Origin of the sequence: Aliidongia sp. (genome assembly GCF_035943795.1) — a bacterium.
GTDB lineage: Bacteria > Pseudomonadota > Alphaproteobacteria > ATCC43930 > CGMCC-115725 > Aliidongia.
Genome location: NZ_DASZBY010000139.1, coordinates 1 through 21,984 on the forward strand (window position 1 = coordinate 1; position 21,984 = coordinate 21,984).

Below are 21,984 nucleotides of genomic sequence, written 5' to 3' on the forward strand. Positions count from 1 at the left end.
GAAGTGGGCCTACAACATCATCAAGTCCGTCGGCAATTACGGCGAGATCTTCGAGCGCAACGTGGGCAAGGGCAGCCCGCTCAAGCTCGAGCGCGGTCTCAACGACTTGTGGACGACCGGCGGTCTGATGTACGCGCCGCCGGCGCGCTGATCGCTCGTCGCCCATGGCTTTCCCCCGCCGTCGATCGCCCGATCGACGGCGGGGCGAGCTCCTCATCTTGCATCGTCGCGATGCAGTTCGTTGGCCGTGACGGGGCGGTGCGCTGATGGCAGTTTCCAGTATTGCAGACAAGGGTTCGACCACACGGTCGAGCGACTCCAGGATTTGGAACAACCCGACGGTCCGCGGGGTGTTTTGGCAGATCGCGCTGATCGTCGCGGTCGTCGGCAGCATCTATTACCTGGCGCATAACGCCTTCGAGAACCTGGAGCGCCAGCACATCGCCAGCGGCTTCGGGTTCCTCGACCGGGAGGCCGGCTTCGATATTTCCGAAAAGCTGGTGCAATACGAACCGTCCGATACCTATCGGGACGCGTTCGTCGTCGGCTTGCTGAACACGTTCGAGGTCGCCGGTCTCGGCGTCGTGCTCGCGACCATCCTCGGCACGCTGATCGGCATCGCGCGCCTATCGAAGAATTGGCTGCTGAGTCGGATGGCCCAGACCTATGTCGAGCTGTGGCGCAACCTGCCGCTGCTGCTGCAATTGTTCTTCTGGTACGCGCTGCTGCACGTCACCGCCCCTGGTCCGCGCGATGCCTGGCATCCGCTGCCGGGCGTATTCATCTCGAACCGCGGCCTGATGTTCCCGACGCCCGAGGCCAATCCGACCCACAAGTTCATGTGGATCGCGTTCTTCGTCGGCATCATCGCGACCATCGCGCTCGATTGGTGGGGCCGCAAGCGCCAGGAGACGACCGGCAAGCCGTTCCCGATCGTCGGTGCCGGCCTCGGCCTGATCATCGGCCTGCCGCTGATCGTCTTCCTGGCGACCGGCGCCCATATGAAGCTCGACCTGCCGTCGCTCCAGGGCTTCAACTTCGCCGGCGGCGCCAGTTTCTCGCCGGAACTGACCGCGCTGCTGATCGGCCTCGTGGTCTATACCGCCTCTTACATCGCCGAGATCGTGCGCAGCGGCATCCTGGCGGTCAACCTCGGGCAGAGCGAGGCTGCGGGGGCGCTCGGACTGCGCGGCGGCCTGATCCTGCGCCTGATCGTGCTGCCCCAGGCGTTGCGGATCATCATCCCGCCGATGACGAGCCAGTACCTGAACCTCACCAAGAATTCGACCCTGGCGGTCGCGATCGGCTTTCCCGATCTGGTGTTCGTCGCCAACACGCAGATGAACCAGACCGGCCAGGCGATCGAGGGCATCGGCATCATCATGGCGACCTATCTCGCCATCAGCCTGTCGATATCGCTGTTGATGAATATCTACAATGCGCGCATCGCGCTCAAGGGGCGCTGAACCATGGCCACGACGACCATGCTTCCGGCGGCCGGCCCGAACTGGGTCCGACGCTTCGTGCCCTGGATCCGGGCCAACCTGTTCAATTCGGTCGGCAACAGCATCATCACCGTCGTGGTCGGCGGTCTGGTGCTCTGGCTCGTGTCGGCCCTCGTCAAATGGGGCATCATCGACGCGGTCTGGGTGGCACCCAACATGCGCGCCTGCCAGGCCGAAGGTACCGGCGCCTGCTGGGCGTTCGTCGCCGAGAAATGGCGCTTCATCCTGTTCGGCCGCTTCCCCTACGATTCGCAATGGCGGCCGGCGCTGGTGACGGTGCTGCTGTTCGTCCTGACCGGCGCCTCCTTCGTGCCGAAACTGTGGCGTCGCGAAACCGCCTATGCGTGGCTCGCCGCCATCCTGGTGTCGGCCATCTTGATGTACGGCGGCGTCCTCGGTCTCGATTATGTGCCGAGCGATCTGTGGAGCGGCCTGCCGCTCACGTTGATCCTGTCTCTGCTCAGCATGATCCTGGGCTTCCCGCTCGCGGTCCTGCTGGCGCTGGGGCGGCGATCGAACCTGCCGATCATCAAGATCTTCTGCACGGCATCGATCGAGATCATGCGCGGCGTGCCGCTCATCACCGTACTGTTCATGGCCAGCCTGATGCTGCCGCTGTTCCTTCCGCCCGGCTTCACGGTCGACAAGCAGCTGCGCGCGCTGATCGCCATCACGCTGTTCCTCGCGGCCTATCAGGCGGAAGACGTGCGCGCCGGCTTGATGGCGTTGCCCAAGGGCCAGTTCGAGGCGGCCGATGCGCTGGGGCTCAGCTACTGGCGCAAGACCAAGTCGATCGTCCTGCCGCAGGCGATCACGATCGTGATCCCGCCGCTGGTCGGCAATCTGATCGGCAATTTCAAGAACACCTCGCTCGTCTCGATCATCAGCCTGCTCGATCTGATGCAGACCACCCAGGTGGCGCTGATCGATCCGAACTGGCGCGGCCTGACCAGCGAAGCCTACCTGTTCCTCGGTGTCATCTATTTCGCCGCCTGCTTTGCCATGTCGCGTTACAGCCAATGGCTCGAACGCCGTCTCAACAAGGGCAAGCGCCGCTAGGAGTTGAAAGCAATGTCTGAAGCCGCCGTTGCCCCCAAACTCGGGGCGCCGATCATCGAGATGCGGGACGTCAACAAGTGGTACGGCGAGTTCCACGTGCTGAAGAACGTCAACCTGCAGGTCCGCAAGGGCGAGCGCGTCGTGGTCTGCGGCCCGTCGGGCTCGGGCAAGTCGACCGCGATCCGCTGCATCAACCGGCTGGAAGAGCACCAGAAGGGCCAGATCATCGTCGACGGCATCGAGCTGACGGCGAACCTCAAGAACATCGAGGCGATCCGGCGCGAAGTCGGCATGGTGTTCCAGCAGTTCAACCTGTTCCCGCATCTGACCGTGCTGGAGAACCTGACGCTCGCACCGATCTGGGTCCGCAAGGTCCCGAAGAAGGAAGCGCAGGAGACCGCGATGTACTACCTGAACCGGGTCCGGATTCCCGAGCAGGCGAACAAGTACCCGGGCCAATTGTCCGGCGGTCAGCAACAGCGCGTGGCGATCGCCCGCTCGCTGTGCATGAAGCCGAACATCATGCTGTTCGACGAACCGACATCGGCGCTCGATCCGGAAATGGTCAAGGAAGTGCTGGACGTCATGGTCGGGCTCGCCAACGAAGGCATGACCATGATCTGCGTGACCCATGAGATGGGCTTTGCGCGCACGGTCGCCGATACGATGGTCTTCATGGACCGCGGCGAAGTCGTCGAGACCTCGGCGCCGGAAGAATTCTTCGCGGCGCCCAAGAGCGAGCGCACGCGTGCCTTCCTCGGCCAGATCCTGCACCACTGATCCCGGTTGCCATTCGACCGCCGCCGGCCCGGGAAGATGACCCCGTGGCCGGCGGTTTCGTTTCTGCTGCGCTTTGCTGGAGTATTTCCATGACGACCCGCGCATTCGCCTCGGCCGCGTTCGCGATCGGCCTCTCGTTCGGCATCGCCGCACCGGCGTCGGCCGGCCCGACGCTCGACACCATCAAGAGCAAGGGCGCGCTGACCTGCGGCATCTCGGGCGCCACCGCCGGCTTCGCGTTCGCCGACAGCCAGGGCCATTATTCCGGGCTCGACGTCGAACTGTGCAAAGGCATGGCAGCGGCCGTGCTGGGATCGGCCGACAAGGTGAAGTTCGTCCCACTCTCGGCCCCACAGCGGTTCACCGCGCTGCAATCGGGTGAGGTCGACCTGCTGGCGCTGAATTCGACCTGGACGCTCGGGCGCGAGGGCTCGCTGGGCGTGCTGTTCGGCCCGACCATCTTTTACGACGGCCAGGGCTTCATGGTGAAAAAGGCGAGCGGCGTCAAAAGCGCCAAGGACCTGGGCGGTGCCACGATCTGCGTGCAGCCGGGCACGACCAGCGAATTGAATATCGCCGACTATTTCCGCGCCCGGAACATCGCGTACAAACCGGTGACGATCGAGCAGATGGATGCGCTGGAAAGCGCATTCTTCGGCGGCCGGTGCGACGCCTACACGACCGATGCCTCGACCCTGGTCGGCGCCAAGATCAAGACCAAGAACCCAGAGGATTACGTCATCCTGCCGGAAGTGATTTCCAAGGAGCCGCTGGCCTTCATGGCACGCCAGGGCGACGATCAGTTCTATACCGTCATGCGCTGGACCACTTTCGCGCTGATCCAGGCCGAGGAAAAAGGCATCACCCAGGCCAATGTCGACGAGATGCTGAAGAGCCAGGATCCCGACATCAAGCGGCTGCTGGGCGTGACCGAAGGCAATGGCAAGGCGCTCGGGCTCGATGAGAAATGGGCCTACAACGCGATCAAGGCGGTCGGCAATTACGGCGAGATCTTCGAGCGCACCGTCGGCAAGGGTAGTGCCCTGCAACTCGACCGTGGCCTGAACGAACTATGGACCAAGGGCGGTCTGATGTATGCGCCGCCAGCCCGCTGAAGGCTGGCCTGGTCCGGGCAGGCTGCGACATTCGGTAGCAGCCCGCGCCGGAGCGGATTGAGGTTTGCTGAGTGCGGCCAAAGGGGAAACAGGAGGATAGGGGCATGCTGGTTCTATCGGAACTCAAAACCCTGACCCCCAGCCAGCGCAACGCTTTCATCGCGAGCTTCCTCGGCTGGACGCTGGATGCTTTCGACTTCTTCCTGATGTCCTTCACCCTGGGCGCCATCGCCAAGGATTTCAGCGTCGAGGTGACCGAGGTCGCCTTCGCCATCACCCTGACGTTGGCCTGCCGGCCCTTGGGCGCCTTCATCTTCGGCCGACTCGCCGACCGGTTCGGCCGCAGGCCGGTGCTGATGGTCGACATCCTGCTGTTCGCCATCCTCGAGATCGGCTCGGCCTTCGCACCCAACCTGACGATCTTCCTGATCCTGCGCGCTCTGTTCGGCATCGCCATGGGCGGCGAATGGGGCATCGGCGCGTCGCTGACGTTCGAGAGCATTCCGGAGCGGGCGCGCGGCGCCGTCTCCGGCATCCTTCAGGAGGGCTATGCCTGCGGGTTCCTGCTTGCATCCGTCGTCAACTGGCTGCTGTTCGAGATCATCGGCTGGCGCGGCATGTTCATCGTCGGCGTCGTCCCGGCGCTTCTCGTCATCTATATCCGGATGTTCGTCGAGGAATCGCCGGTTTGGAAAAAGGGCGAGCACGTCAAGACCAAGCTCAGCTTCATGGCGGCGATGCGCGGCCATTGGAAGCTCGCGGCCTATGTCATCGTGCTGATGACGGCGTTCAATTTCTTCAGCCACGGGACACAGGATCTCTACCCGCAGTTCCTGCGCGTGACCCATCATTTCGACAATGGCACGGTCTCGTTGCTGACGATCGTCGGCAATGTCGGCGCCATCGTCGGTGGTGTGATGTTCGGCGCCTGGTCGGAGCGGCTGGGCCGGCGCAAGGCGATCATTTTCGCTGCCCTCCTGGCCCTGCCGGTGCTGCCGCTCTGGGCCTTCGCCCAGACGCCCATCCTGCTGGGGCTGGGCGCTTTCCTGATGCAGATCTCGGTGCAGGGGGCTTGGGGCATCATCCCGACCCACCTGAACGAATTGTCGCCGGACGCGGTGCGCGGGACCTTTCCTGGCCTCATGTATCAATTGGGCAATCTGTTCGCGGCGGTGAACGCGACGTTCCAGGTCTGGCTGGCGACGAAATACGACGAGAATTACGCGATCCCGCTCGCGCTCGTCACCGGTGTCGTCGCGATCGTCATCGTCGTCCTGGCGGCCGTCGGGGTCGAGAAGAAGGGCGTGGTGTTCGGGTCGACCGAGAACGCCTGAATCCCTTCGGCGCCCATGCAACCGCGATCGCTCGATCCCGTCCAGATCCGCGCCTTCATCGAAGATGGCTATGTGCGGCTCGACGGTGCCTTTCCCCGCGAGACCGCGGACGAGGCGCGCGCCATTCTCTGGCGAAAGAGCGGTTGCGATCCCGGCAATCCGGCGACATGGACCCAGCCGGTCGTCCGCATCGGCGACTGTGGCGAGGAACCGTTCCGGAAAGCCGCGAACACGCCGGTTCTGCGCGAGGCGTTCGATCAGTTGGTCGGAGAGCGGAGATGGCTTCCGCGCACGAGCCTGGGCACGTTTCCCATCCGGTTTCCGTTATCGGCCGATCCAGGCGATACGGGATGGCATATCGACGCGAGCTTCGCGTTCGACAGCCCGGATTTCATGTCCTGGCGAACCAATGTCCTGTCGACGGGGCGGGCCTTGCTGATGCTGTTCCTGTTTTCCGACGTCGATGAGCGCGATGCGCCGACCCGCATCCGCGTCGGCTCGCACCTCGACATCGCACGACGGCTCGCGCCTGCCGGGGCGGCGGGGCTCTCGTTGCGAGACCTCGCGGGCCACGGCTTCGAAGAGGCCGCAGGACGGCCCATCGCATTGGCGACCGGGTCGGCGGGCACGGTCTATCTGTGCCACCCGTTCCTGGTCCATGCCGCCCAGCCCCATCGCGGCACCCGGCCCCGTTTCATGGCCCAGCCGCCGCTTCTTCCCGCCGCGCCGTTCCGGTTGGGGCTGGAGGATGGCGACCGTTCTCCCGTCGAGACGGCAATCCGGAACGCGTTGTCTTGCTGATGGCTTGCTAAAGCCTGCTCATCGCCAGCCGGCGAATCGCAACGGCGCTGAGATAGGCCGCCAGGGCCGCGAGGGCGACGAGCCACCATTCGTGCGGCAGACCGAACAGCCGCACCGAGGTCTCGGTGTAGAGCACCAACAGTGCCGGAAACCACAGGCCCCACAGCCCGGGCAGCCCGCGCCGTGGGCCGATCCGGGCGAGGAGGGTCAGCGGGTTGGTCGTCATCGGCCCGTCCGGTTCAGCGGCGTGCCGGGCCGGTCTCGACCGGATGGTCGCCGGGCAGGCCCCATTCCGACCAGGACCCGTCATAGACCGCGACGTCGCGATGGCCGATCAGATGCAGGCCCAGCGCCAGCACGCTCGCGGTCACGCCGGAACCGCAGGTCGTCACGATCGGGCGACGGAGATCGACGCCGGCGCCCTCGAACGCGGCCTTGATCGCCTCGGCCGGCTTCAACAAGCCGGTCGCGGCATCGACCAGATCCAGATGATCGAGGTTGAGGCTGCCCGGGATATGGCCGGAGCGCAGGCCGGCGCGTGGTTCCGGTGCCGTGCCTTCGAACCGGCCCTTCGCCCGCGCATCCACGACCTGGGCCTGTCGGCCTTCGATATTCGCCAGCATCTGCGCCTTGTCGCGCACGAGCAGGCTGTTGAAGCGGGCGGTGAAATGGCGGTCGCGCGGCGGCGGCGGCAGGTCGTCGACCGGCCGGCCCTCGGCCTGCCACTTCTTGAAGCCGCCATCGAGGATTGCGATGTCGCTGTGGCCGAACGCGCGGAACGTCCACCAGACGCGGGCGGCCCCGTTCAGGCCGCTGCCGTACAGCACGATGCGGTTGCCGTCGCCCAGGCCCAGCTTGCGCACGCGGGCCGCGAATTTCTCGGGCGACGGCAGCATGTGCGGCAGCGGGCTGTCGGTGTCGGCGATCTCGTCGATGTCGAAGAACACGGTGCCCGGGATATGGCCGGCATCATAGTCCTCGCGGGTCGTCGGCGTGACGCCCGGCATCTTGAAACTGGCGTCCACGACGCGGATGTCGGGTGCGCCGAGCCGCTGGGCCAGCCAGTCGGTCGAGACCAGCGTCTCGGGGTGAGCGTAGGGCATGCTGTCTCCTGGTCAGCCGGCGAAGGCGATGTTGATGCGCCGGTTCTGCCGGCCTTTATTCTCGATCTTGGTCACCGCGACCGGCCCGATCTCGGCGGTATTGCGAATATGGGTCCCGCCGCACGGCTGCAGGTCGATCCCGACGATGTCGAGCAGGCGGATGCGTCCGGCGCCGGTCGGCGGCTTGACCGACATGGTGCGGACCAACTCGGGCTTCGCCGCAAGTTCCTCGTCGCTGATCCAGCGCGTCTCGACCGCATGGCCGCCCTGGATCAGGGCGTTGAGCTTTGTCGTGATCTCGTCCTTGTCCAGGCTGTCGCCCGGCACGTCGAAATCCAACCGCGCCTTGCCGTCGGAGATCTGGCCGCCGGTGACCGAGCCGGGCACGACCGCGCACAGCAGGTGCATGCAGGTGTGCATCCGCATCAGCCGATGGCGATGCTCCCAGTCGAGCGTCGCGGTCACCTGGCTGCCGATGGCGGGAGCAACGGCGCCCTCTTCCAGCAGGTGAAGCACGCTGTCCGGCACTTCGCCCTTGCGGGTATCGACGATCTTCAGCACCTGGCCGTCGGCGGTCGTGAGCGTGCCGCGATCGCCCGGCTGTCCGCCGCCAAGCGGATAGAAGATCGTTCGGTCCAGCTGCACCTGCAGTCCGTCGACCGCGGTGACCGTCGCCGGTGTGCTCTGCAGGTAGGCGTCGTCGCGAAACAACAATTGGGTGCCGGCGGTCATGGCAGCTCTTTTCTCGTCATCGGTCGAAGCGGTCGCGCAACCCTAGTCAGCCGGCACCGCGGCTTCAAGAGCCGCGCAACCGCGCGCGATGGAGCGCCAGCCAAAGGCCGGCATGGAGCGTGAACAGGTTCGCGATCCGCCCATCGGTTTGCCAGGCCACGAACTCCGCATAGGGCAACACCCGGACGCGGATGTCCTCGTGTTCGGCGGCGAGCCCGTGGAAGCCGCTGGCCTTCCGTGCATCGACGATCGCGCAATATAGGTGCAGCCGTTCGGTATTGTAGCCGGGCGAGGTGAGGGCGACGGCGATGCGCTCCGGGTCGCCCAGGATGGCGCAGCCGGTCTCTTCGCTCACCTCGCGATGGACCGTCGACAACGGTGTTTCGCCGGGTTCGATGCGACCGGCCACGACCTCGGCCTGGATGGCGCCATGGCCCATGAGCGCCGCAGGCAGTCGCACCTGCTCGACCAGCACGACGGCATCGCGGATCGGATCATACAGCAGGACGCCGACACACTGGGCAGCGACGACCACCTCGCGCTCCAGCACCGGCGTCCGGGTGCCGTCGAACCGGCACTGCCGGAGCCGGTAGAGGTCGAGCTTCAGGAAACCGTCATGGCGCCGCTCGTGGCCGACCAGATCAAGCCCCTGGTCGGCAAGGCTGCCGGTTTCATCCATCAGGCAGGCTCCTGGATTTGACGCGACTATTTCTGCGCGAGCGCCCGGCGGATCGGCAGGCGGATGCGGACCAGCAGGCCGGTGGGTTGGCGATTTTCCGCTGTTACCCGGCCGCCCAGCGCTTCGACGTTGCGGCGCACGATCCACAGGCCGACGCCGAAATGAACGCTCTGGTCGCCGTTTTCCGGCAGATCCGGCCGTGAGGAAAAATAGCGATCGAAGATGCGCGGCAGATCCTGCGGCGAGACGCCGGGACCGGAATCGGCGATCGACAGGTCCGCCCAGTCGCCGACGATGGCGAGGCGGACCTCGATCCGGTCGCCGGTCTTGGAGAATGAGGTCGCGTTCTCGACGATGTTCTCGAACACGGTTTCCAGCATCTCGACGTTGGCCCGCACCGGGACATGGGCATCGAGGCTGGCTTCAAGGATCAGGCCGCGTTCGTGAAAGAGATCGCTATGGGCACCCAACACCCGCTCCAGCAGCCGGGCGAGATCGAGTTCGACCCGCGGCATGTCGAGCAGGTCCGCCGTCGCCTCGTCCAGCCGTCGCGACGAGGCGACGAGGCCATCCAGCTTGTCGAGCGACCGTTCGATCAGCCCGATCGCCCGATGGCCGCGGGCGTTATCCTCGGGCACGCCGCGCACCACCGGTTCCAGCGACTGGCGGATGATGGCGATCGGCGTCTTGAAAGCATGGGCATTGTCCTCGGCGGCGCGGCGGATGTCGCGGGCCGAATCCTGCAGCATGTCGACCATCCGGTCGAACTCCTCGGCGACGGCCGCCAGTTCCGGGACGGTATTGCGTACCAGGAAGCTGGCACCCTGGGCCTCGCGCTCCCGGATCTGGCGCGCCCGCTCGGCGAACCGGCCGAGGCCGCGCCAGATGCTCCAGAACGTGGTGAAGGTCAGCAGGGCCATCAGCAGGTAGATGGCGCCGGCGAAGCGGATCTCGGGCGAATCGTAATAGGGACGGCCGAGCGACAGGCCCGGTACCGACGAGGCCGAGAGCGATGTCACCAGCGCCCAGCAGCCGGCCGGCGACTGGACCGGGATCAGCGAGTTCACCACCTCGTCATGGCCGTCGGGCGCGGTGTAGCGCTGTTCGACCGGCACGTCGCCGGTGCAGCTCTCGTCGAGCCGGCCTAGCACGCCCTGCTGGGCGAGGCTTGCGCGTTCGGCATCGAGTTCGTCCGACGGTTCGGGTGCCGACGTCGCCACGTAATAAAACCCGCTGACGCCGCTCGACGCGGGGCGGAACATCAGCTTGATCGTGGTCAGCGGATTGGCGAACCGGGACAGCTCGCGGCCGATCGCCGGCAGGTTGGCGGGACCCGGCTGGGTCAGCACCGGGCTGAGCGCCGCCGCGACGGTGTGGCCCTGTTCCCGGACGCTGGCCGTCACCAGCGCGCGCTTCTCCTGGTCGGCCGAGAGGAATTGGGCATAAAGCAGCACCGGCACGATCAGGAAGATGGCGCCGAGTAGTGCGGCCTTGGTGACGACTCTCAGATGCGGTCGCAATCGTCGCCCTGGCTTCTGGGATTCATCGGACCTAGGCCAAGCCGCCATCGGTTCTTTGGCCTCAATCATTGCCGATCCAGCGATAGCCGAAGCCGGCATAATTTCCGATGCCGTCGAATTCCGCATCGACCTCGCGGAATTTCTTGCGGATACGCTTGATGAAGGTCCGCACGTTCGCGCGATAGCCTTCGGCACCATAGCCCGCGACGAAATCCTTGCCGTGGACCAGATCGTAGATGTCGCGATAGTGCACGTCCTCGCCGGCACGGCCGGCCAGCAGCTGCACGATGTTGAACTCGGTCAATGTCAGTTCGACCGTCTCGCCGCGCCACAGCGCGCGGCTCGTGTCGCCGCGCAAGGTCAGTTCCCCATAGTCGACCGTGCTTTGCGGCGATGGTTCCTGATCCGAAACGATCGGCCGCACGCCTTCGGCAATCAATTTCACCCGCTTCAGGATGATCGACAGGCGCCGCGACTTGTCGATGAAATCGACCGCACCGCCCTCGAGCGCCGCTTCCTCGTAGATATCGTCGCTGAGGGCGGTCAGGAAGATCACGGGGATGGCGATGACGCGCCGGCGGATCTCGCGCAGCACGGCCAGGCCGTCCATGCCCGGCATGCGCCAGTCGAGCAGCAGCACGTCGGCCGATCCGCCATTGGCGAAAAAGGCGAGCGTGTCCGGCCCGTTCGAGAAACTCGTCACGCTGAACCCTTCGTCCTCGAGATTGAGGCCCAGGGACTCGCGGAACAAATCATCGTCGTCAACGAGGAGGAGGCGCATCGGCGGCATGACGCTCGGCAAGGCGCTGGAGACAGACTTCACGTCGCTGATCGGATCGGTCATCGCCCTTTACATCGACGAACAGGGCGCGCAATGCGCCGCTTTTAAGGTCTTTATAGAGATAGACATCCACCGCGCAATCGTCGGCGGCATAACGCCAGACGACCGCGGGCGGCGACTCCGCCTGTACCTGGGGTGGCCCCAACCGCTTCTGGACGTCGGCCGCCTCCAGCCCATCGAGCGTGACGGGCGGCGGCGGACTGACGTCGGTCGGCGACGGAGCCGACTCAGACGCAGTCGGCTCAGGGTGCAACGGTTCGGGAGCCCCAATGGTTGCACTGGGCATCAAAGAAGGTGGATTGGGCTTGCGCCGGGGCACTGGAATCCGGGGCAGCGGCGGCGCAAGCGTCGCTTCGGCCGTCGGTTCGGGCGATGCCACCGAGGGCGGAGCCTGGGATTTGGTATCGCAGGCGGCGAGAGACGCCGTCGCGATCGCGAGCAGGGCGAGGCGACGGCCCGGCCATGAGATGGCCGGGCTGGTCGTGGACCGATGCTGTGCGGAAAAAGCGCAAAGTGCGGGCAGGTGTTGCCTCCGTGAAAAGAGGGCACCGCCGACGATGGCTCCGGGGGTCGGATTCGAACCGACGACCGATCGGTTAACAGCCGATTGCTCTACCGCTGAGCTACCCCGGAACGGTCGGTGCGCCGTTGAGCGCCCGCGGGTTATAGCGACCTCCCCGCGTGGCACCAAGATTTTTTTCTATCATGCACGCCGCGTTCGCGACGCATGGCTCGTTGGTACAGCATTTCTCTCGAAACCCATTGCGTCAAGCGAACGCAAATCGGTGCATTCGGTTGCGCATGACCGTGCGAATCGGACGACTCGATTTCGCTAACAGAGACAAGAGCCGACGGAGCCTCGATCGCATCGCCCGGGCGTCTGCCGCTCGGGCGTCCCATATATATGAGAACCGACGTCAAGCCGGCGCATATCTACGTCTTGAAGCGCACGACCAGCATCTCGCCCGAGCTGTGATCTGACACAAGAGCACGCCGGGTCATCGTGACCCGATCAGGTCGCGCTCAAGGCCATCTTCCAGAAACCAAGATCTCGTTCGGCTGGCGTTCAAGAGAGTGTATCGGGAAACATGCCGTGCCGACTCTCGTGCCGGATCAGTTCTCCGTGGAGAGTCGCGCTTTTTCCGATCGTTCCGCTCAGATCGCCGCGGAAAAGGTGGAGGCCGGACCGAGAATCGAACTCGGATACGAGGATTTGCAGTCCTCTGCATAGCCACTCTGCCATCCGGCCACCGCGAGAGGCGACGATATAGGCTTCAAACTTCGATCCGGTCAAGCGGGTCCCGGCGAAGGGGCGGCCTGCGCGCATGCCGCGGATCGGACGCAATGGCGGGGATCGCATTGTTTTCCGTTCCGTCCGGCTTTATACCTTCGCTAGCACGATGCTGCGCTGCCCCCGCGATGGGCGGATGCGGCCGTTCTCCCCGATGATCACCAAGTCGCCGTTCTGGCGCCGAGCGCAGTTCCTGACATGACCGATTACGCCAAGGTTCGCATGAATATGGTCGATAGCCAGATTCGACCGAACAAGGTGACCGATCCGGCGGTGCTGAGCGCCTTCATCGACGTCCCGCGCGAGCTGTTCGTGCCCGAAGCCCTGCGGGGCGCCGCCTATATCGACGAAGACCTGCCGGTCGCCCGCAATCGCTTCCTGATGGAACCGATGGTGCTGGCGCGCCTGGTGCAGGCGGCCACTGTGCAACCCAGCGACCGGGTGCTGGTCGTGGCCAGCGGCACCGGCTATGACGCGGCCATCCTCGGCCGCCTGGCACTCATCGTTTTCGCGGTCGAGCCCGATGCGGCCCTGGCCGATGTGGGGCGGGCTGCCTTCGTGGCATGCGGTGCCGGCAACGTCACGACGGTCGTTGCCGACCCGACCCACGGCCACAAGGCCCAGGCGCCCTACGACGCCATCCTGCTGGGCGGCGCCGTGGCCGACGTCCCGGAGGCGCTGCTCCAGCAGCTGACCGACGGCGGCCGCCTGGTCGGCGTGGTCAAGGCCGGCGACGGCAGGGTCGGGCAGGCGGTGCTGATCGAGCGCGTTCCCGGTGGTTTCTCGCGCCGCGTGCTGTTCGACGCCGCCATCGCCGAACTGCCGGGCTTCGAGCCGGCGCCCGCTTTCGTGTTCTGATCGCCGCCATGACCGATCAACCCGATGCCGTGACGGTCGCGGAGCTCGACCGCCGCCGCCGTGCGGGCGAGACGCTCACGATCCTCGACGTCCGGGAGCCTTGGGAACTCGATCGCGCCCGCTTTCCGGATGCGCTCGCGATCCCGCTCATGACTCTGCCGGCGCGGGTCGCAGAGGTTCCGACCGATCACCCTGTCGTCGTGGTGTGTCATCACGGCATGCGAAGCTACCAGGCGATGTCCTGGCTGCGTCAGAATGGCGTGGCGAACGCGATCAATCTCGAGGGCGGGATCGATGCGTGGGCGCGCCAGATCGAACCGACCATGGGAGTTTATTGATGCCGACCCCGTCGAAGAGCCCGGCGCTCCGCGTCCGCCGCTTTGGCGCCGTCTCCGCGATTGCCTTGAGCCTTGCCGCCGGGCTCTGGTCGCGCCCCGCCGCGGCGCAGTCGCTGCAGGATGCGCTGGTCCAGGCCTACCAGAGCAATCCGCAGCTGCTGGCGGAGCGGGCCAACCTCCGGGCGACGGACGAGAACGTGCCGCAGGCCTTGGCGAACTGGCGCCCGACGGTCCAGCTATCGGCGTCGCAGGGCTATACCCACGTCGATAGTTCGGTCAGCCAGCAGTCCAGCGACTCGGGCAGTTCCAACAGCCATCCCCAGACCTATGGCGTATCCATCTCGCAGCCGATCTACCGCGGCGGCCGCACGGTGGCCCAGACCGCCGAAGCCGTGAACCTGGTCCAGGCCGAACGAGCCCGTCTGGTCGCGGAAGAAGAGACCATTCTGCTGGCCGTTTCCACGGACTACATGAATGTCGTGCGCGACCAGGCGACGGTCGATCTGGACATCAACAACGAGCAGGTGCTGAAAAAGCAGCTCGAACAGACCCAGGACCAGTTCCGGGTCGGCGAGGTGACCCGTACCGACGTGGCCCAGGCCGAGGCATCCTATGCGCAGGCGATCGCGACCCGCCAATCGGCTGAAGGCACGCTGCAGGTCGATCGCGCCACGTTCGAACATGACGTCGGCGTGGCGCCGGGCAAGCTCTCGGCCCCGACCGGACTGCCGCCGCTGCCGACGACGCGCGACGCGGCGGTCAATCTGGCCGCGACCGGCAATCCGAACGTCATCGCGGCCCAATTCGCGCAACAGGCCGGCGAGGACAATATCAACGTGGTGCGCGGGCAACTGCTGCCGCAGGTCGCGTTGACGGCGTCCTTCCAGCATTCGAAGGACAATTCCGGCTCGGTCAGCGGCCTGCATGCCGACGAGGCCCAGGTCGTGGCCCAGGTTACCATGCCGCTCTACGAGGGGGGAGCCGTCTATTCCCAGTCGCGCCAGGCCCAACAGACGGTGGCCCAGCGCAAGAGCCAGGTCGACGACGCCCGCCGTGTCGCGATCCAGGCGGCGACGACCTTCTGGGAGCAGATCACGTCGGACCGGGCGACGATCAAGTCGCTGCAGGCCGCGATCCGCGCCAACGAGATCTCGCTCGACGGCACTCAGCAGGAAGCGGCGGTCGGCCAGCGCACGGTGCTCGATATCCTGAACGCCGAACAGGTGCTGCTGCAGTCGCGGGTCAATCTGGTCTCGTCGCAGCATGACGAGATCGTGGCCGAACTGTCGCTCGCCTCGGCGGTCGGCGCGTTGACCGCGAAGAACCTGGCCTTGCCGGTGGCGCTCTACGAGCCGGACAAGAATTACGACGCGGTTCGCGACAAATGGATCGGCTTCGGGACCGCCGAATAGTGCCGGTCGGCCAAATTCCCGGATGGGGTACGCTGCTCTTTGCGTTTGCCCCGCCGAACGTTACAGTCAATCTCTGCTTTCCTCACAGGTGTGAGCGCTGATGTCCGAGGCCAAAGGTCAACAAGAACCCTCGATGGAGGAAATCCTCGCATCGATCCGTCGGATCATCGCCGAGGACAATGATACCGGGAAGCCGGCGGAAGAAGAGGCCGAAGCGCCGTCGTCACCCCCGCCACCTCCACCGCTGATCCAGGAACCCGAGCCGGAGCGGGCGCCGCCGATGGCGTTCCAGGAAGACGTACTGGAACTGACCGAGGTCGTCGAGGACGAGCCGGAGCCCGAACCGGCCTACGAACCGCCGGAGCCGTTCCAGCCGCGCCGGTTCGAAATGCCGCCGGACGAGCCGACCGAAGGATTGGTATCGCGCGCGACCGCGGCGGCATCGAGCGCCGCTTTTGCCGCCATGCACAGCCGCGCCCGCGACCGCCGCAGTGGCGACGTCTATTTGGGTGACGGTGCGGTCACGCTCGAAGAACTCGTGAAGGAACTGCTGCGGCCGCAACTGCAGGAATGGCTGGACGATCACCTGCCGGGCCTGGTCGAGCGGCTAGTGCGCGAAGAGATCGAACGGCTGGCCCGGTCCGCCAAATAAGGCGTGCGACCAGCGATCGACGGCAAACGGGTCGGCTTGCCGGCCCGTTTGCCGTCGCAGCCGACTCAGCCCGCCGCAGGCTCTGTGCCGCGCCGATCCAGCGCCGCGCGCAGCCGCTCCCGGCTGTTGGTCAGGTGCAGGCGCATGGCCGCACGGGCGGCCTCGGAATCGCCGCGGGCGATCGCCTGCTGGATCTGGGCATGTTCCTGCTGAATGCGCTGCAGATAGGCGACCTTCCCGTCCGGATCGTTCTTGAACAGGTCGAGCCGGGCACGCGGCACCAGTCGAGGTGCCAGGCCGCCATAGAGTTCGGTGAAATAATGGTTGCCCGTCGCCCGGGCGATCTCGAGATGGAAGCGCACGTCATGCTCGGCGGAACTGTCGGGCTTGCTGATACTGGCCTCCAGCGCCCCGAACGCGTGGCGAAGCGAGACCAGCTGTTCGGCGGTGCGCCGTGCGGCGGCGAGGGCGGCGGCCTCGGATTCGAGCGCGATGCGGATCTCCATCACCTGCAGCACGTCCTGGACCGTGTTGAGGTCGGCGTCCTCCAGTCGAAACCCTAGGGACGACGGCGGATCGAGCACCCAGGCGCCGCGGCCCTGCTGGGTCGCGATGCGGCCTGACGAGCGCAGGCTCGACACCGCCTCGCGTACGACCGTCCGGCTGACGCCATAGAGGGCCATCAATTCCCGTTCGGTCGGCAGCCGGTCGCCTGGCTTCAACTCGCCCTTCTCAATGCGGCCGGAGAGGTCCCGCAACACCTGGGTCGTGAGGCTGTCGCGCTGACGATGCTCGATGGAGCGGCCGAACAGGGGGGGCATGGGGCTGGCGGGTCCTCTGGCGTTGTCGCCGGTGATGGACGGCTGTTATGGGCAGCAGGCGGGCCGGGTGGCAAGCCTTCACCTGACGCTTGCCGCAAAGCGGATCGTAACATATGTCTGTTGTCGTACAAAGAAATGGCCGACAGGAGACCGACATGTCCCAGCATCCCGACTATCGCGCGCTCTTCGACCTGTCCGGGCGCGTGGCGCTGGTAGTCGGCGGCGGCTCCGGGATCGGCGAGGCGAGCGCGTTGGCGCTCGCTGCCCATGGGGCGCGGGTCGCCGTCGCCGATGTCGATATCGCCAAGGCGGAAGCCACCGTGGCGTTGATCGCGAAGCGCGGCGGCACCGCGAGCGGTCACCTGGTCGACGTGCGCGATACCGCCAGCGTCGATCGCCTGGTCGCCACCGTCCAGGCGCAGGAGGGGCGGATCGACATCCTGCTCGACATGCCCGCGATCAACATCCGCAAGCGGCTCGCCGACTATACGGACGAGGAGTTCGACCGGGTCGTCGACCTCAACCTCAAGGGCACGTTCCGCGTCGCCCGGGCCGTGGCCAAGGTCATGACCGCCCAGCGCTCCGGCTCCATGATCCTGATGTCGTCGATGCGCGGCATGAATGTCGAGCCGGGCCAGAGCATCTACGGCTCGACCAAGGCGGCGATCACCCTGCTGGTCAAGGGGCTGGCCAGCGAGATGGCCGAGCATAACGTGAGGGTCAATGCGCTGGCCCCCAGCATCATCGCCACGCCGATCAACGCCGTGATCCGCGACAATCCGGCCTGGAAGGAGGCCTATGCCTCGCGCACTGCGCTCGGGCGCTGGGGCGAGACGTCGGAAATGGCAGGGCCGATCGTGTTCCTGGCGTCCGACGCCGCCAGCTATGTCACCGGCACGACGCTCTATGCCGATGGTGGCTGGACCGTGATCGACGGGCGCTACAAGCCGCCGGTCTGATCACAGCTGCAGGATCGGCTCCAGTGGAATGCCGGCACGGGCGGCGCGCAGCGGCCCCGTATCCATGTAGACGCGTTCCTCGACGATCCTGCCGTCGCGCAGGCGGAACCTGTCGACACCGCGCCAATCGAGCCGGGCGCCGGCGATGATGCGGGTGCTCTGCCATTCGATGACGACGACGTCGTCCCCCGCCATCCAATCGAGCAATTGCCAGACAAGATCGGGAGCGGTCTGTTTTTGCAGGTCGTTAAGCCGACCGATCTCGGCGCCAGCGATCGGTCGATCGAACAGCGGGGAATGCAGCAGGCCTTCTGGATGCCAGAGCGCCAGAAAGGCTTCACCGTCCCGTGAGGCCCAGGCGGCGGCAAATTTTCGGACGAATTCCCGATGCATCGTGTCGTTCATGGTCGTCTCCCTGTCTATGGCGCGACAGTAGGGGCGCCGCTCCGTCGATGCTCGCGGGTTCCGGACGCGACTGACCGATAGATTGATCGGTCGATTCAAGATTGACCGAGGCCGATGCGCTCCGCAGCCTGCCGTTGGTTTTGGGCGCGGAGGATGCCATGGCGGAAACGACCGAGGCGGGGCGGGCTGCCCTGGCCACCCTTTGGCAAGCGGCAGGTGGCGATCCGGCCGCGCTCGACCATGTGATCCTGACCGGCGACACGGGCTTGCCGTCGTCATTCCGCATCGGATCGGTCGCCCAGGCTGCCATCGCCGCCGCCGGCCTGGCCGCGGCAGCGCTCTGGCAGGCCCGGACCGGACGCTGGCAGACGGTCTCGGTCGACGCCCGCCACGCCGCGATCGAGTTTCGCAGCGAGCGCTATCTGCAGGTCGCCGGCGCCGGGCCGGCAAGCCTCTGGGATCCGATCGCCGGCCTCTACCGGGGCGGCGACGGGCGTCCTGTCCGGCTGCACACGAATTTCCCGCATCATCGGCAGGTGGTCCTCGACCTGCTGCAGTGCGCGCCGACCCGCGAGGCTGTACAGGCAGCACTCGATCCTTGGGAATCCATCGCGTTCGAACAGGCCGCGATGGAGCGTGGTGGAGTGGTCGCGGCGCTGCGGACGCCGGAGGAATGGGCCGGCCATGAGCAGGCGAGGGCGCTCCGGACCCTCCCGGTCCTAACGATCGAGCGGATCGGCGAGGCATCGCCCCGACCGCTGCCCACCGGCGCGCGGCCGCTGTCGGGACTGCGCGTACTCGATCTGACGCGGATCATCGCCGGCCCGGTCGCAGGGCGCGCCCTGGCCGCCTATGGCGCCGACGTCATGCTGATCTCGGCGCCCGGCCTGCCGTTCATCGACTGGCTGGTCAAGGATACCGGACGCGGCAAGCTGTCCGCTTATGCGGATCTCGCGACTTCGGCGGGGCGCGCGGATCTGGGACGGCTGCTCGATACGGCCGACGTCTTTATCGACGGCTTCAGGCCCGGCGCCACCGCAGATCGGGGTTTCGGCCCGGAGGCGGCGGCCGACCGCCGTCCGGGCATCGTCTATGTCTCGCTGTCCGCCTATGGCCACGCCGGTCCGTGGGCGGCACGACGGGGGTTCGATTCGCTCGTCCAGACCGTCAGCGGCTTCAATCACGCGGAAGGGGCGGCGGGTATGGACGGGCCGAAGGAACTGCCCTGCCAGGCGCTCGATCACGCCGCCGGCTATCTGATGGCGTTGGGCGCCATGGCGGCGCGGTTGCGCCAGGCGCGCGAGGGCGGCAGCTGGCTGGTGCGGGTCTCGCTCGCCCAGACCGGACGCTGGATCTGGCAGCAGGGCCGGCTCGACCATGGCTTCGCCATTCCCGAGCCGTCACCGGCGGAGATCGAGAGTTTCAGCGAGACGGGCGCATCACCGTTCGGCGAGATCCGGGCGATCCGTCACGCCGCCCAGCTTGCCGAAACGCCGGCGGGGTGGCGGCGGCCGACCGTCCCGCTCGGCTCGGACGTGCCGTCCTGGCCGTGAGTCTTATTGCGGGCCCAGCTTGGCGATGAGTTCGGCCAGCGCGTCGCACTCGGCCGGCTTGAGATCGGACAGGGGCGGACGGACCGGGCCGCCCGGGTGGCCGACCAGGGTGGCGCCGGCCTTGATGATGCTTACGGCGTAACCCTGTTGCCGATTGCGGATGGCGAGATAAGGGAAGAAGAAATCCCGCAGCAGCCGGCCGCAGGTGGCATGGTCGTCCGTCATGACCGCCTGGTGGAACTCGAGCGCGGTCCTGGGAATGAAATTGAACACGGCCGAGGAGTAGGTCGGCACGCCCATCGCCTTGTAGGCCTGGGCATAGACTTCGGCAGTCGGCAGGCCGCCCAGATAAGTCAGCCGGTCGCCGATGGTGTTCCAGATCGAGACCATCGCCTCGATCTCGCCGACGCCATCCTTGAAGCCGATCAGGTTCGGGCAATCTTCGACCAGGCGAACCATCGTGTCGGCGGTCAGCTTGCAGGTGGCGCGGTTGTAGACGATGACGCCGAGCTTGGTCGACCGGCACACCGCGGTGATGTGGGCGCGCAAGCCATCCTGGCTCGCCTCGGTCAGGTAATGCGGCAGCAGCAGCAGGCCGGCGGCACCGATCCGCTCCGCCTCGCGGGCATACTCGATCGCGGTCCGCGTGCCGTAGCCGGCGCCGGCGATGATCGGCGTCTTGCCGCGGCAGGCCTCGACGGCACTGGTGATGACGGCGCTGTATTCCGGCAGGGTCAGCGAGAAGAATTCTCCGGTACCGCCGGCCGCGAACAGGGCGGAGACCTTGTAGGCAGACAGCCACTCGAGCCGCGCGGCATAGGATTTGGCATCGAAATCGCCTGCGGCGTCGAAATCGGTCACCGGGAACGACAGGAGGCCGGTCGGGATGGTCGCCTTCAGTTCTTCCGGCGACATCAGGGAGGGCATGGGTCGACTCCTGGCGAGAGGGCGGCGCCTCGTGCCGAGGCTGCTCGCGTTAAACATAAGACATCGTACAAGTTGCCGGGCGAGACGACAAGGCTCGCATCTTTCAAAAATCAGGATGCGGATGCCTCCAATGCCCGGCCGACGCTTGTCGGCCATGAGCCGCTGGCTTATGGACATGGCGATCATGTCCGATCCCGCGATCCTCCCGACCGGCAGCAACCGGCCGCTGCGCCGTCCCGACGAGCTGGTCGGGGCCGGGCTCGTGCCGCCCGACCGCTTGGCGGTTCTGGAACGGGTCGCGGCGCGCTACGCGGTGGCGATCACGCCAGCGATGGCCGACCTGATCGATCCGGCCGATCCGAACGACCCGATAGCCCGCCAGTTCGTTCCGGATGCGGCCGAACTCGATCATCGACCGGAAGAACTGGCCGACCCGATCGGCGACCATCGCCATTCGCCGGTCAAGGGCATCGTCCATCGCTACCCCGACCGGGTATTGCTGAAACCATCCCACGCCTGTCCGGTCTATTGCCGCTTCTGCTTTCGGCGCGAGATGGTCGGTCCAGGCGGCGAGGCGTTGACGCCGGCTGAATTCGCGCAAGCGGTCGGCTACATCGCCGCGCATCCGGAGATCTGGGAAGTCGTCATCACCGGCGGCGACCCGCTGATGCTGTCGCCGCGTCGCCTCGGTGAACTGGTCCAGGCATTGTCGGCCATTCCCCATGTCGAGGTCGTCCGGTTCCACAGCCGGGTGCCTATCGTCGATCCAGGGCGCATCGATGCCGCGCTGATCGCGGCGCTGGCGACCGACAAGGCGCTATGGGTCGCGGTGCATGCCAACCACGCCCGCGAACTGGGTGACGCGCAAGCAGCGGCTTGCCGGCGCCTCAGCCGGGCCGGCATCCCGCTGCTCGGCCAGACCGTGCTGCTGAAAGGCGTGAACGACGATGTTGCTGCTCTGACCCAGCTGTTCCGGCGGCTGGTCGCGTTGCGGATCAAGCCTTACTACCTGCACCATGGCGATTTGGCGCCCGGGACGGCGCAGTTCCGCACGACGATCGACGAAGGGCAGGCGCTGATGCGCGCATTGCGCGGCGCGATATCCGGCTTGTGCCAGCCGACCTACGTGCTGGATATCCCGGGTGGCCACGGCAAGGCGCCGATCGCGCCCGGTTTCCTCGAACGGACCGGGGCCGGGCAATGGCTGGTGACCGATTTTCGCGGCGAGACCCACCTTTATCCGCCCCCGGTGCCCGTCGAGCGCTGAAATCGGGAAAGATGTCCGCGCCGCAACCGGTA

The 21,984-nt window shown here is 66.2% G+C and carries 23 protein-coding genes, 2 tRNA genes and 1 pseudogene; 14 read left to right on the plus strand and 12 right to left on the minus strand.

What is annotated here, in order from left to right; genetic code table 11:
- The 7 genes and pseudogenes from VGV37_RS26420 to VGV37_RS26450 form a co-directional block, all read left to right on the plus strand.
- Positions 1-151 (plus strand): annotated as a pseudogene (locus VGV37_RS26420) (amino acid ABC transporter substrate-binding protein); the annotation flags it as partial.
- 115 nt (positions 152-266) lie between these two features.
- On the plus strand, positions 267-1,466 hold the full coding sequence (locus VGV37_RS26425) for an amino acid ABC transporter permease (protein WP_326882795.1): 1,200 nt from the start codon (positions 267-269) through the stop codon (positions 1,464-1,466).
- A 3-nt stretch (positions 1,467-1,469) separates the two neighbouring features.
- Positions 1,470-2,564: an amino acid ABC transporter permease gene (locus VGV37_RS26430; RefSeq protein ID WP_326882796.1), complete on the plus strand. Its 1,095-nt coding sequence runs from the start codon at positions 1,470-1,472 to the stop codon at positions 2,562-2,564.
- A gap of 12 nt (positions 2,565-2,576) precedes the next feature.
- Positions 2,577-3,344, plus strand: coding sequence for an amino acid ABC transporter ATP-binding protein (locus VGV37_RS26435; protein ID WP_326882797.1), 768 nt, complete (start codon positions 2,577-2,579; stop codon positions 3,342-3,344).
- A gap of 89 nt (positions 3,345-3,433) precedes the next feature.
- Positions 3,434-4,459, plus strand: coding sequence for an amino acid ABC transporter substrate-binding protein (locus VGV37_RS26440; RefSeq protein WP_326882798.1), 1,026 nt, complete (start codon positions 3,434-3,436; stop codon positions 4,457-4,459).
- 104 nt (positions 4,460-4,563) lie between these two features.
- Positions 4,564-5,793 (plus strand): MFS transporter, encoded by a 1,230-nt coding sequence (locus VGV37_RS26445; protein ID WP_326882799.1) that lies wholly within the window; start codon positions 4,564-4,566, stop codon positions 5,791-5,793.
- 15 nt (positions 5,794-5,808) lie between these two features.
- Positions 5,809-6,594: a phytanoyl-CoA dioxygenase family protein gene (locus VGV37_RS26450; protein WP_326882800.1), complete on the plus strand. Its 786-nt coding sequence runs from the start codon at positions 5,809-5,811 to the stop codon at positions 6,592-6,594.
- Positions 6,595-6,601: 7 nt separating this feature from the next.
- On the opposite strand, the gene VGV37_RS26455 is transcribed toward VGV37_RS26450, so the two are convergent.
- The 9 genes from VGV37_RS26455 to VGV37_RS26495 form a co-directional block, all read right to left on the minus strand.
- Positions 6,602-6,820, minus strand: a complete 219-nt coding sequence (locus VGV37_RS26455) for a hypothetical protein (protein ID WP_326882801.1) — start codon at positions 6,818-6,820, stop codon at positions 6,602-6,604.
- A 13-nt stretch (positions 6,821-6,833) separates the two neighbouring features.
- Positions 6,834-7,697: a 3-mercaptopyruvate sulfurtransferase gene (gene sseA / locus VGV37_RS26460; protein WP_326882802.1), complete on the minus strand. Its 864-nt coding sequence runs from the start codon at positions 7,695-7,697 to the stop codon at positions 6,834-6,836.
- 12 nt (positions 7,698-7,709) lie between these two features.
- Positions 7,710-8,429, minus strand: a complete 720-nt coding sequence (locus VGV37_RS26465; protein WP_326882803.1) for an alanyl-tRNA editing protein — start codon at positions 8,427-8,429, stop codon at positions 7,710-7,712.
- A gap of 64 nt (positions 8,430-8,493) precedes the next feature.
- Positions 8,494-9,108 (minus strand): NUDIX domain-containing protein, encoded by a 615-nt coding sequence (locus tag VGV37_RS26470; RefSeq protein WP_326882804.1) that lies wholly within the window; start codon positions 9,106-9,108, stop codon positions 8,494-8,496.
- A gap of 26 nt (positions 9,109-9,134) precedes the next feature.
- Complete coding sequence (locus VGV37_RS26475; protein WP_326882805.1) at positions 9,135-10,628, minus strand: HAMP domain-containing sensor histidine kinase; 1,494 nt, start codon at positions 10,626-10,628, stop codon at positions 9,135-9,137.
- 61 nt (positions 10,629-10,689) lie between these two features.
- Positions 10,690-11,379, minus strand: coding sequence for a response regulator transcription factor (locus VGV37_RS26480; protein WP_326882806.1), 690 nt, complete (start codon positions 11,377-11,379; stop codon positions 10,690-10,692).
- A 10-nt stretch (positions 11,380-11,389) separates the two neighbouring features.
- The gene (locus VGV37_RS26485) at positions 11,390-11,848 is read right to left on the minus strand and encodes a hypothetical protein (protein WP_326882807.1); all 459 of its coding nucleotides are present in this window, start codon (positions 11,846-11,848) and stop codon (positions 11,390-11,392) included.
- Positions 11,849-12,027: 179 nt separating this feature from the next.
- A tRNA-Asn gene (locus tag VGV37_RS26490) sits at positions 12,028-12,102 on the minus strand.
- A 542-nt stretch (positions 12,103-12,644) separates the two neighbouring features.
- Positions 12,645-12,718, minus strand: a tRNA-Cys gene (locus VGV37_RS26495).
- A 240-nt stretch (positions 12,719-12,958) separates the two neighbouring features.
- Between VGV37_RS26495 and VGV37_RS26500 the strand changes: the two genes are divergently transcribed.
- The 4 genes from VGV37_RS26500 to VGV37_RS26515 all read left to right on the plus strand — a co-directional run bounded on the left by VGV37_RS26500 (position 12,959) and on the right by VGV37_RS26515 (position 16,020).
- Positions 12,959-13,618 carry a protein-L-isoaspartate O-methyltransferase gene (locus VGV37_RS26500; protein WP_326882808.1) on the plus strand — a complete coding sequence of 220 codons (660 nt, stop codon included), beginning with the start codon at positions 12,959-12,961 and terminating at the stop codon, positions 13,616-13,618.
- Between the two features lie 8 nt (positions 13,619-13,626).
- A complete protein-coding gene (locus VGV37_RS26505) occupies positions 13,627-13,956 on the plus strand; it encodes a rhodanese-like domain-containing protein (protein ID WP_326882809.1) in 330 nt (109 codons plus the stop codon).
- A complete protein-coding gene (locus VGV37_RS26510) occupies positions 13,956-15,368 on the plus strand; it encodes a TolC family outer membrane protein (protein WP_326882811.1) in 1,413 nt (470 codons plus the stop codon). The genes VGV37_RS26505 and VGV37_RS26510 overlap by 1 nt, the downstream gene beginning before the upstream one ends.
- 133 nt (positions 15,369-15,501) lie before the next feature.
- Positions 15,502-16,020, plus strand: coding sequence for a DUF2497 domain-containing protein (locus tag VGV37_RS26515; RefSeq protein ID WP_326882812.1), 519 nt, complete (start codon positions 15,502-15,504; stop codon positions 16,018-16,020).
- A 65-nt stretch (positions 16,021-16,085) separates the two neighbouring features.
- Here the strand turns inward: VGV37_RS26515 and VGV37_RS26520 are convergent, their stop codons facing one another.
- On the minus strand, positions 16,086-16,841 hold the full coding sequence (locus tag VGV37_RS26520; protein WP_326882813.1) for a FadR/GntR family transcriptional regulator: 756 nt from the start codon (positions 16,839-16,841) through the stop codon (positions 16,086-16,088).
- A 155-nt stretch (positions 16,842-16,996) separates the two neighbouring features.
- On the opposite strand from VGV37_RS26520, the gene VGV37_RS26525 reads away from it, so the two are divergent.
- Positions 16,997-17,800: an SDR family NAD(P)-dependent oxidoreductase gene (locus VGV37_RS26525; RefSeq protein WP_326882814.1), complete on the plus strand. Its 804-nt coding sequence runs from the start codon at positions 16,997-16,999 to the stop codon at positions 17,798-17,800.
- Here VGV37_RS26525 and VGV37_RS26530 read toward each other — a convergent pair whose 3' ends face one another.
- On the minus strand, positions 17,801-18,205 hold the full coding sequence (locus tag VGV37_RS26530) for a nuclear transport factor 2 family protein (RefSeq protein ID WP_326882815.1): 405 nt from the start codon (positions 18,203-18,205) through the stop codon (positions 17,801-17,803).
- Between the two features lie 158 nt (positions 18,206-18,363).
- Here VGV37_RS26530 and VGV37_RS26535 point away from each other — a divergent pair, with 158 nt between their 5' ends.
- Positions 18,364-19,758, plus strand: coding sequence for a CoA transferase (locus tag VGV37_RS26535; RefSeq protein WP_326882816.1), 1,395 nt, complete (start codon positions 18,364-18,366; stop codon positions 19,756-19,758).
- Between the two features lie 3 nt (positions 19,759-19,761).
- On the opposite strand, the gene kdgD is transcribed toward VGV37_RS26535, so the two are convergent.
- Positions 19,762-20,685 carry a 5-dehydro-4-deoxyglucarate dehydratase gene (kdgD, locus tag VGV37_RS26540; protein ID WP_326882817.1) on the minus strand — a complete coding sequence of 308 codons (924 nt, stop codon included), beginning with the start codon at positions 20,683-20,685 and terminating at the stop codon, positions 19,762-19,764.
- A gap of 184 nt (positions 20,686-20,869) precedes the next feature.
- On the opposite strand from kdgD, the gene VGV37_RS26545 reads away from it, so the two are divergent.
- Positions 20,870-21,952, plus strand: coding sequence for a lysine-2,3-aminomutase-like protein (locus tag VGV37_RS26545; protein ID WP_326882839.1), 1,083 nt, complete (start codon positions 20,870-20,872; stop codon positions 21,950-21,952).
- Positions 21,953-21,984: the final 32 nt, after the last annotated feature.

Bases quoted from the DNA above. Each gene is read 5' to 3' on its own strand.
- VGV37_RS26430 (WP_326882796.1), top strand. From the start codon at position 1,470: ATGGCCACGACGACCATGCTTCCGGCGGCCGGCCCGAACTGGGTCCGA.
- VGV37_RS26445 (WP_326882799.1), top strand. From the start codon at position 4,564: ATGCTGGTTCTATCGGAACTCAAAACCCTGACCCCCAGCCAGCGCAAC.
- VGV37_RS26545 (WP_326882839.1), top strand. From the start codon at position 20,870: ATGTCCGATCCCGCGATCCTCCCGACCGGCAGCAACCGGCCGCTGCGC.
- VGV37_RS26500 (WP_326882808.1), top strand. From the start codon at position 12,959: ATGACCGATTACGCCAAGGTTCGCATGAATATGGTCGATAGCCAGATT.
- sseA (WP_326882802.1), bottom strand. From the start codon at position 7,697: ATGCCCTACGCTCACCCCGAGACGCTGGTCTCGACCGACTGGCTGGCC.
- VGV37_RS26470 (WP_326882804.1), bottom strand. From the start codon at position 9,108: ATGGATGAAACCGGCAGCCTTGCCGACCAGGGGCTTGATCTGGTCGGC.
- VGV37_RS26440 (WP_326882798.1), top strand. From the start codon at position 3,434: ATGACGACCCGCGCATTCGCCTCGGCCGCGTTCGCGATCGGCCTCTCG.
- VGV37_RS26450 (WP_326882800.1), top strand. From the start codon at position 5,809: ATGCAACCGCGATCGCTCGATCCCGTCCAGATCCGCGCCTTCATCGAA.
- VGV37_RS26535 (WP_326882816.1), top strand. From the start codon at position 18,364: ATGGCGGAAACGACCGAGGCGGGGCGGGCTGCCCTGGCCACCCTTTGG.
- VGV37_RS26435 (WP_326882797.1), top strand. From the start codon at position 2,577: ATGTCTGAAGCCGCCGTTGCCCCCAAACTCGGGGCGCCGATCATCGAG.
- kdgD (WP_326882817.1), bottom strand. From the start codon at position 20,685: ATGCCCTCCCTGATGTCGCCGGAAGAACTGAAGGCGACCATCCCGACC.
- VGV37_RS26525 (WP_326882814.1), top strand. From the start codon at position 16,997: ATGTCCCAGCATCCCGACTATCGCGCGCTCTTCGACCTGTCCGGGCGC.
- VGV37_RS26425 (WP_326882795.1), top strand. From the start codon at position 267: ATGGCAGTTTCCAGTATTGCAGACAAGGGTTCGACCACACGGTCGAGC.
- VGV37_RS26465 (WP_326882803.1), bottom strand. From the start codon at position 8,429: ATGACCGCCGGCACCCAATTGTTGTTTCGCGACGACGCCTACCTGCAG.
- VGV37_RS26520 (WP_326882813.1), bottom strand. From the start codon at position 16,841: ATGCCCCCCCTGTTCGGCCGCTCCATCGAGCATCGTCAGCGCGACAGC.
- VGV37_RS26510 (WP_326882811.1), top strand. From the start codon at position 13,956: ATGCCGACCCCGTCGAAGAGCCCGGCGCTCCGCGTCCGCCGCTTTGGC.
- VGV37_RS26505 (WP_326882809.1), top strand. From the start codon at position 13,627: ATGACCGATCAACCCGATGCCGTGACGGTCGCGGAGCTCGACCGCCGC.
- VGV37_RS26515 (WP_326882812.1), top strand. From the start codon at position 15,502: ATGGAGGAAATCCTCGCATCGATCCGTCGGATCATCGCCGAGGACAAT.
- VGV37_RS26455 (WP_326882801.1), bottom strand. From the start codon at position 6,820: ATGACGACCAACCCGCTGACCCTCCTCGCCCGGATCGGCCCACGGCGC.
- VGV37_RS26530 (WP_326882815.1), bottom strand. From the start codon at position 18,205: ATGAACGACACGATGCATCGGGAATTCGTCCGAAAATTTGCCGCCGCC.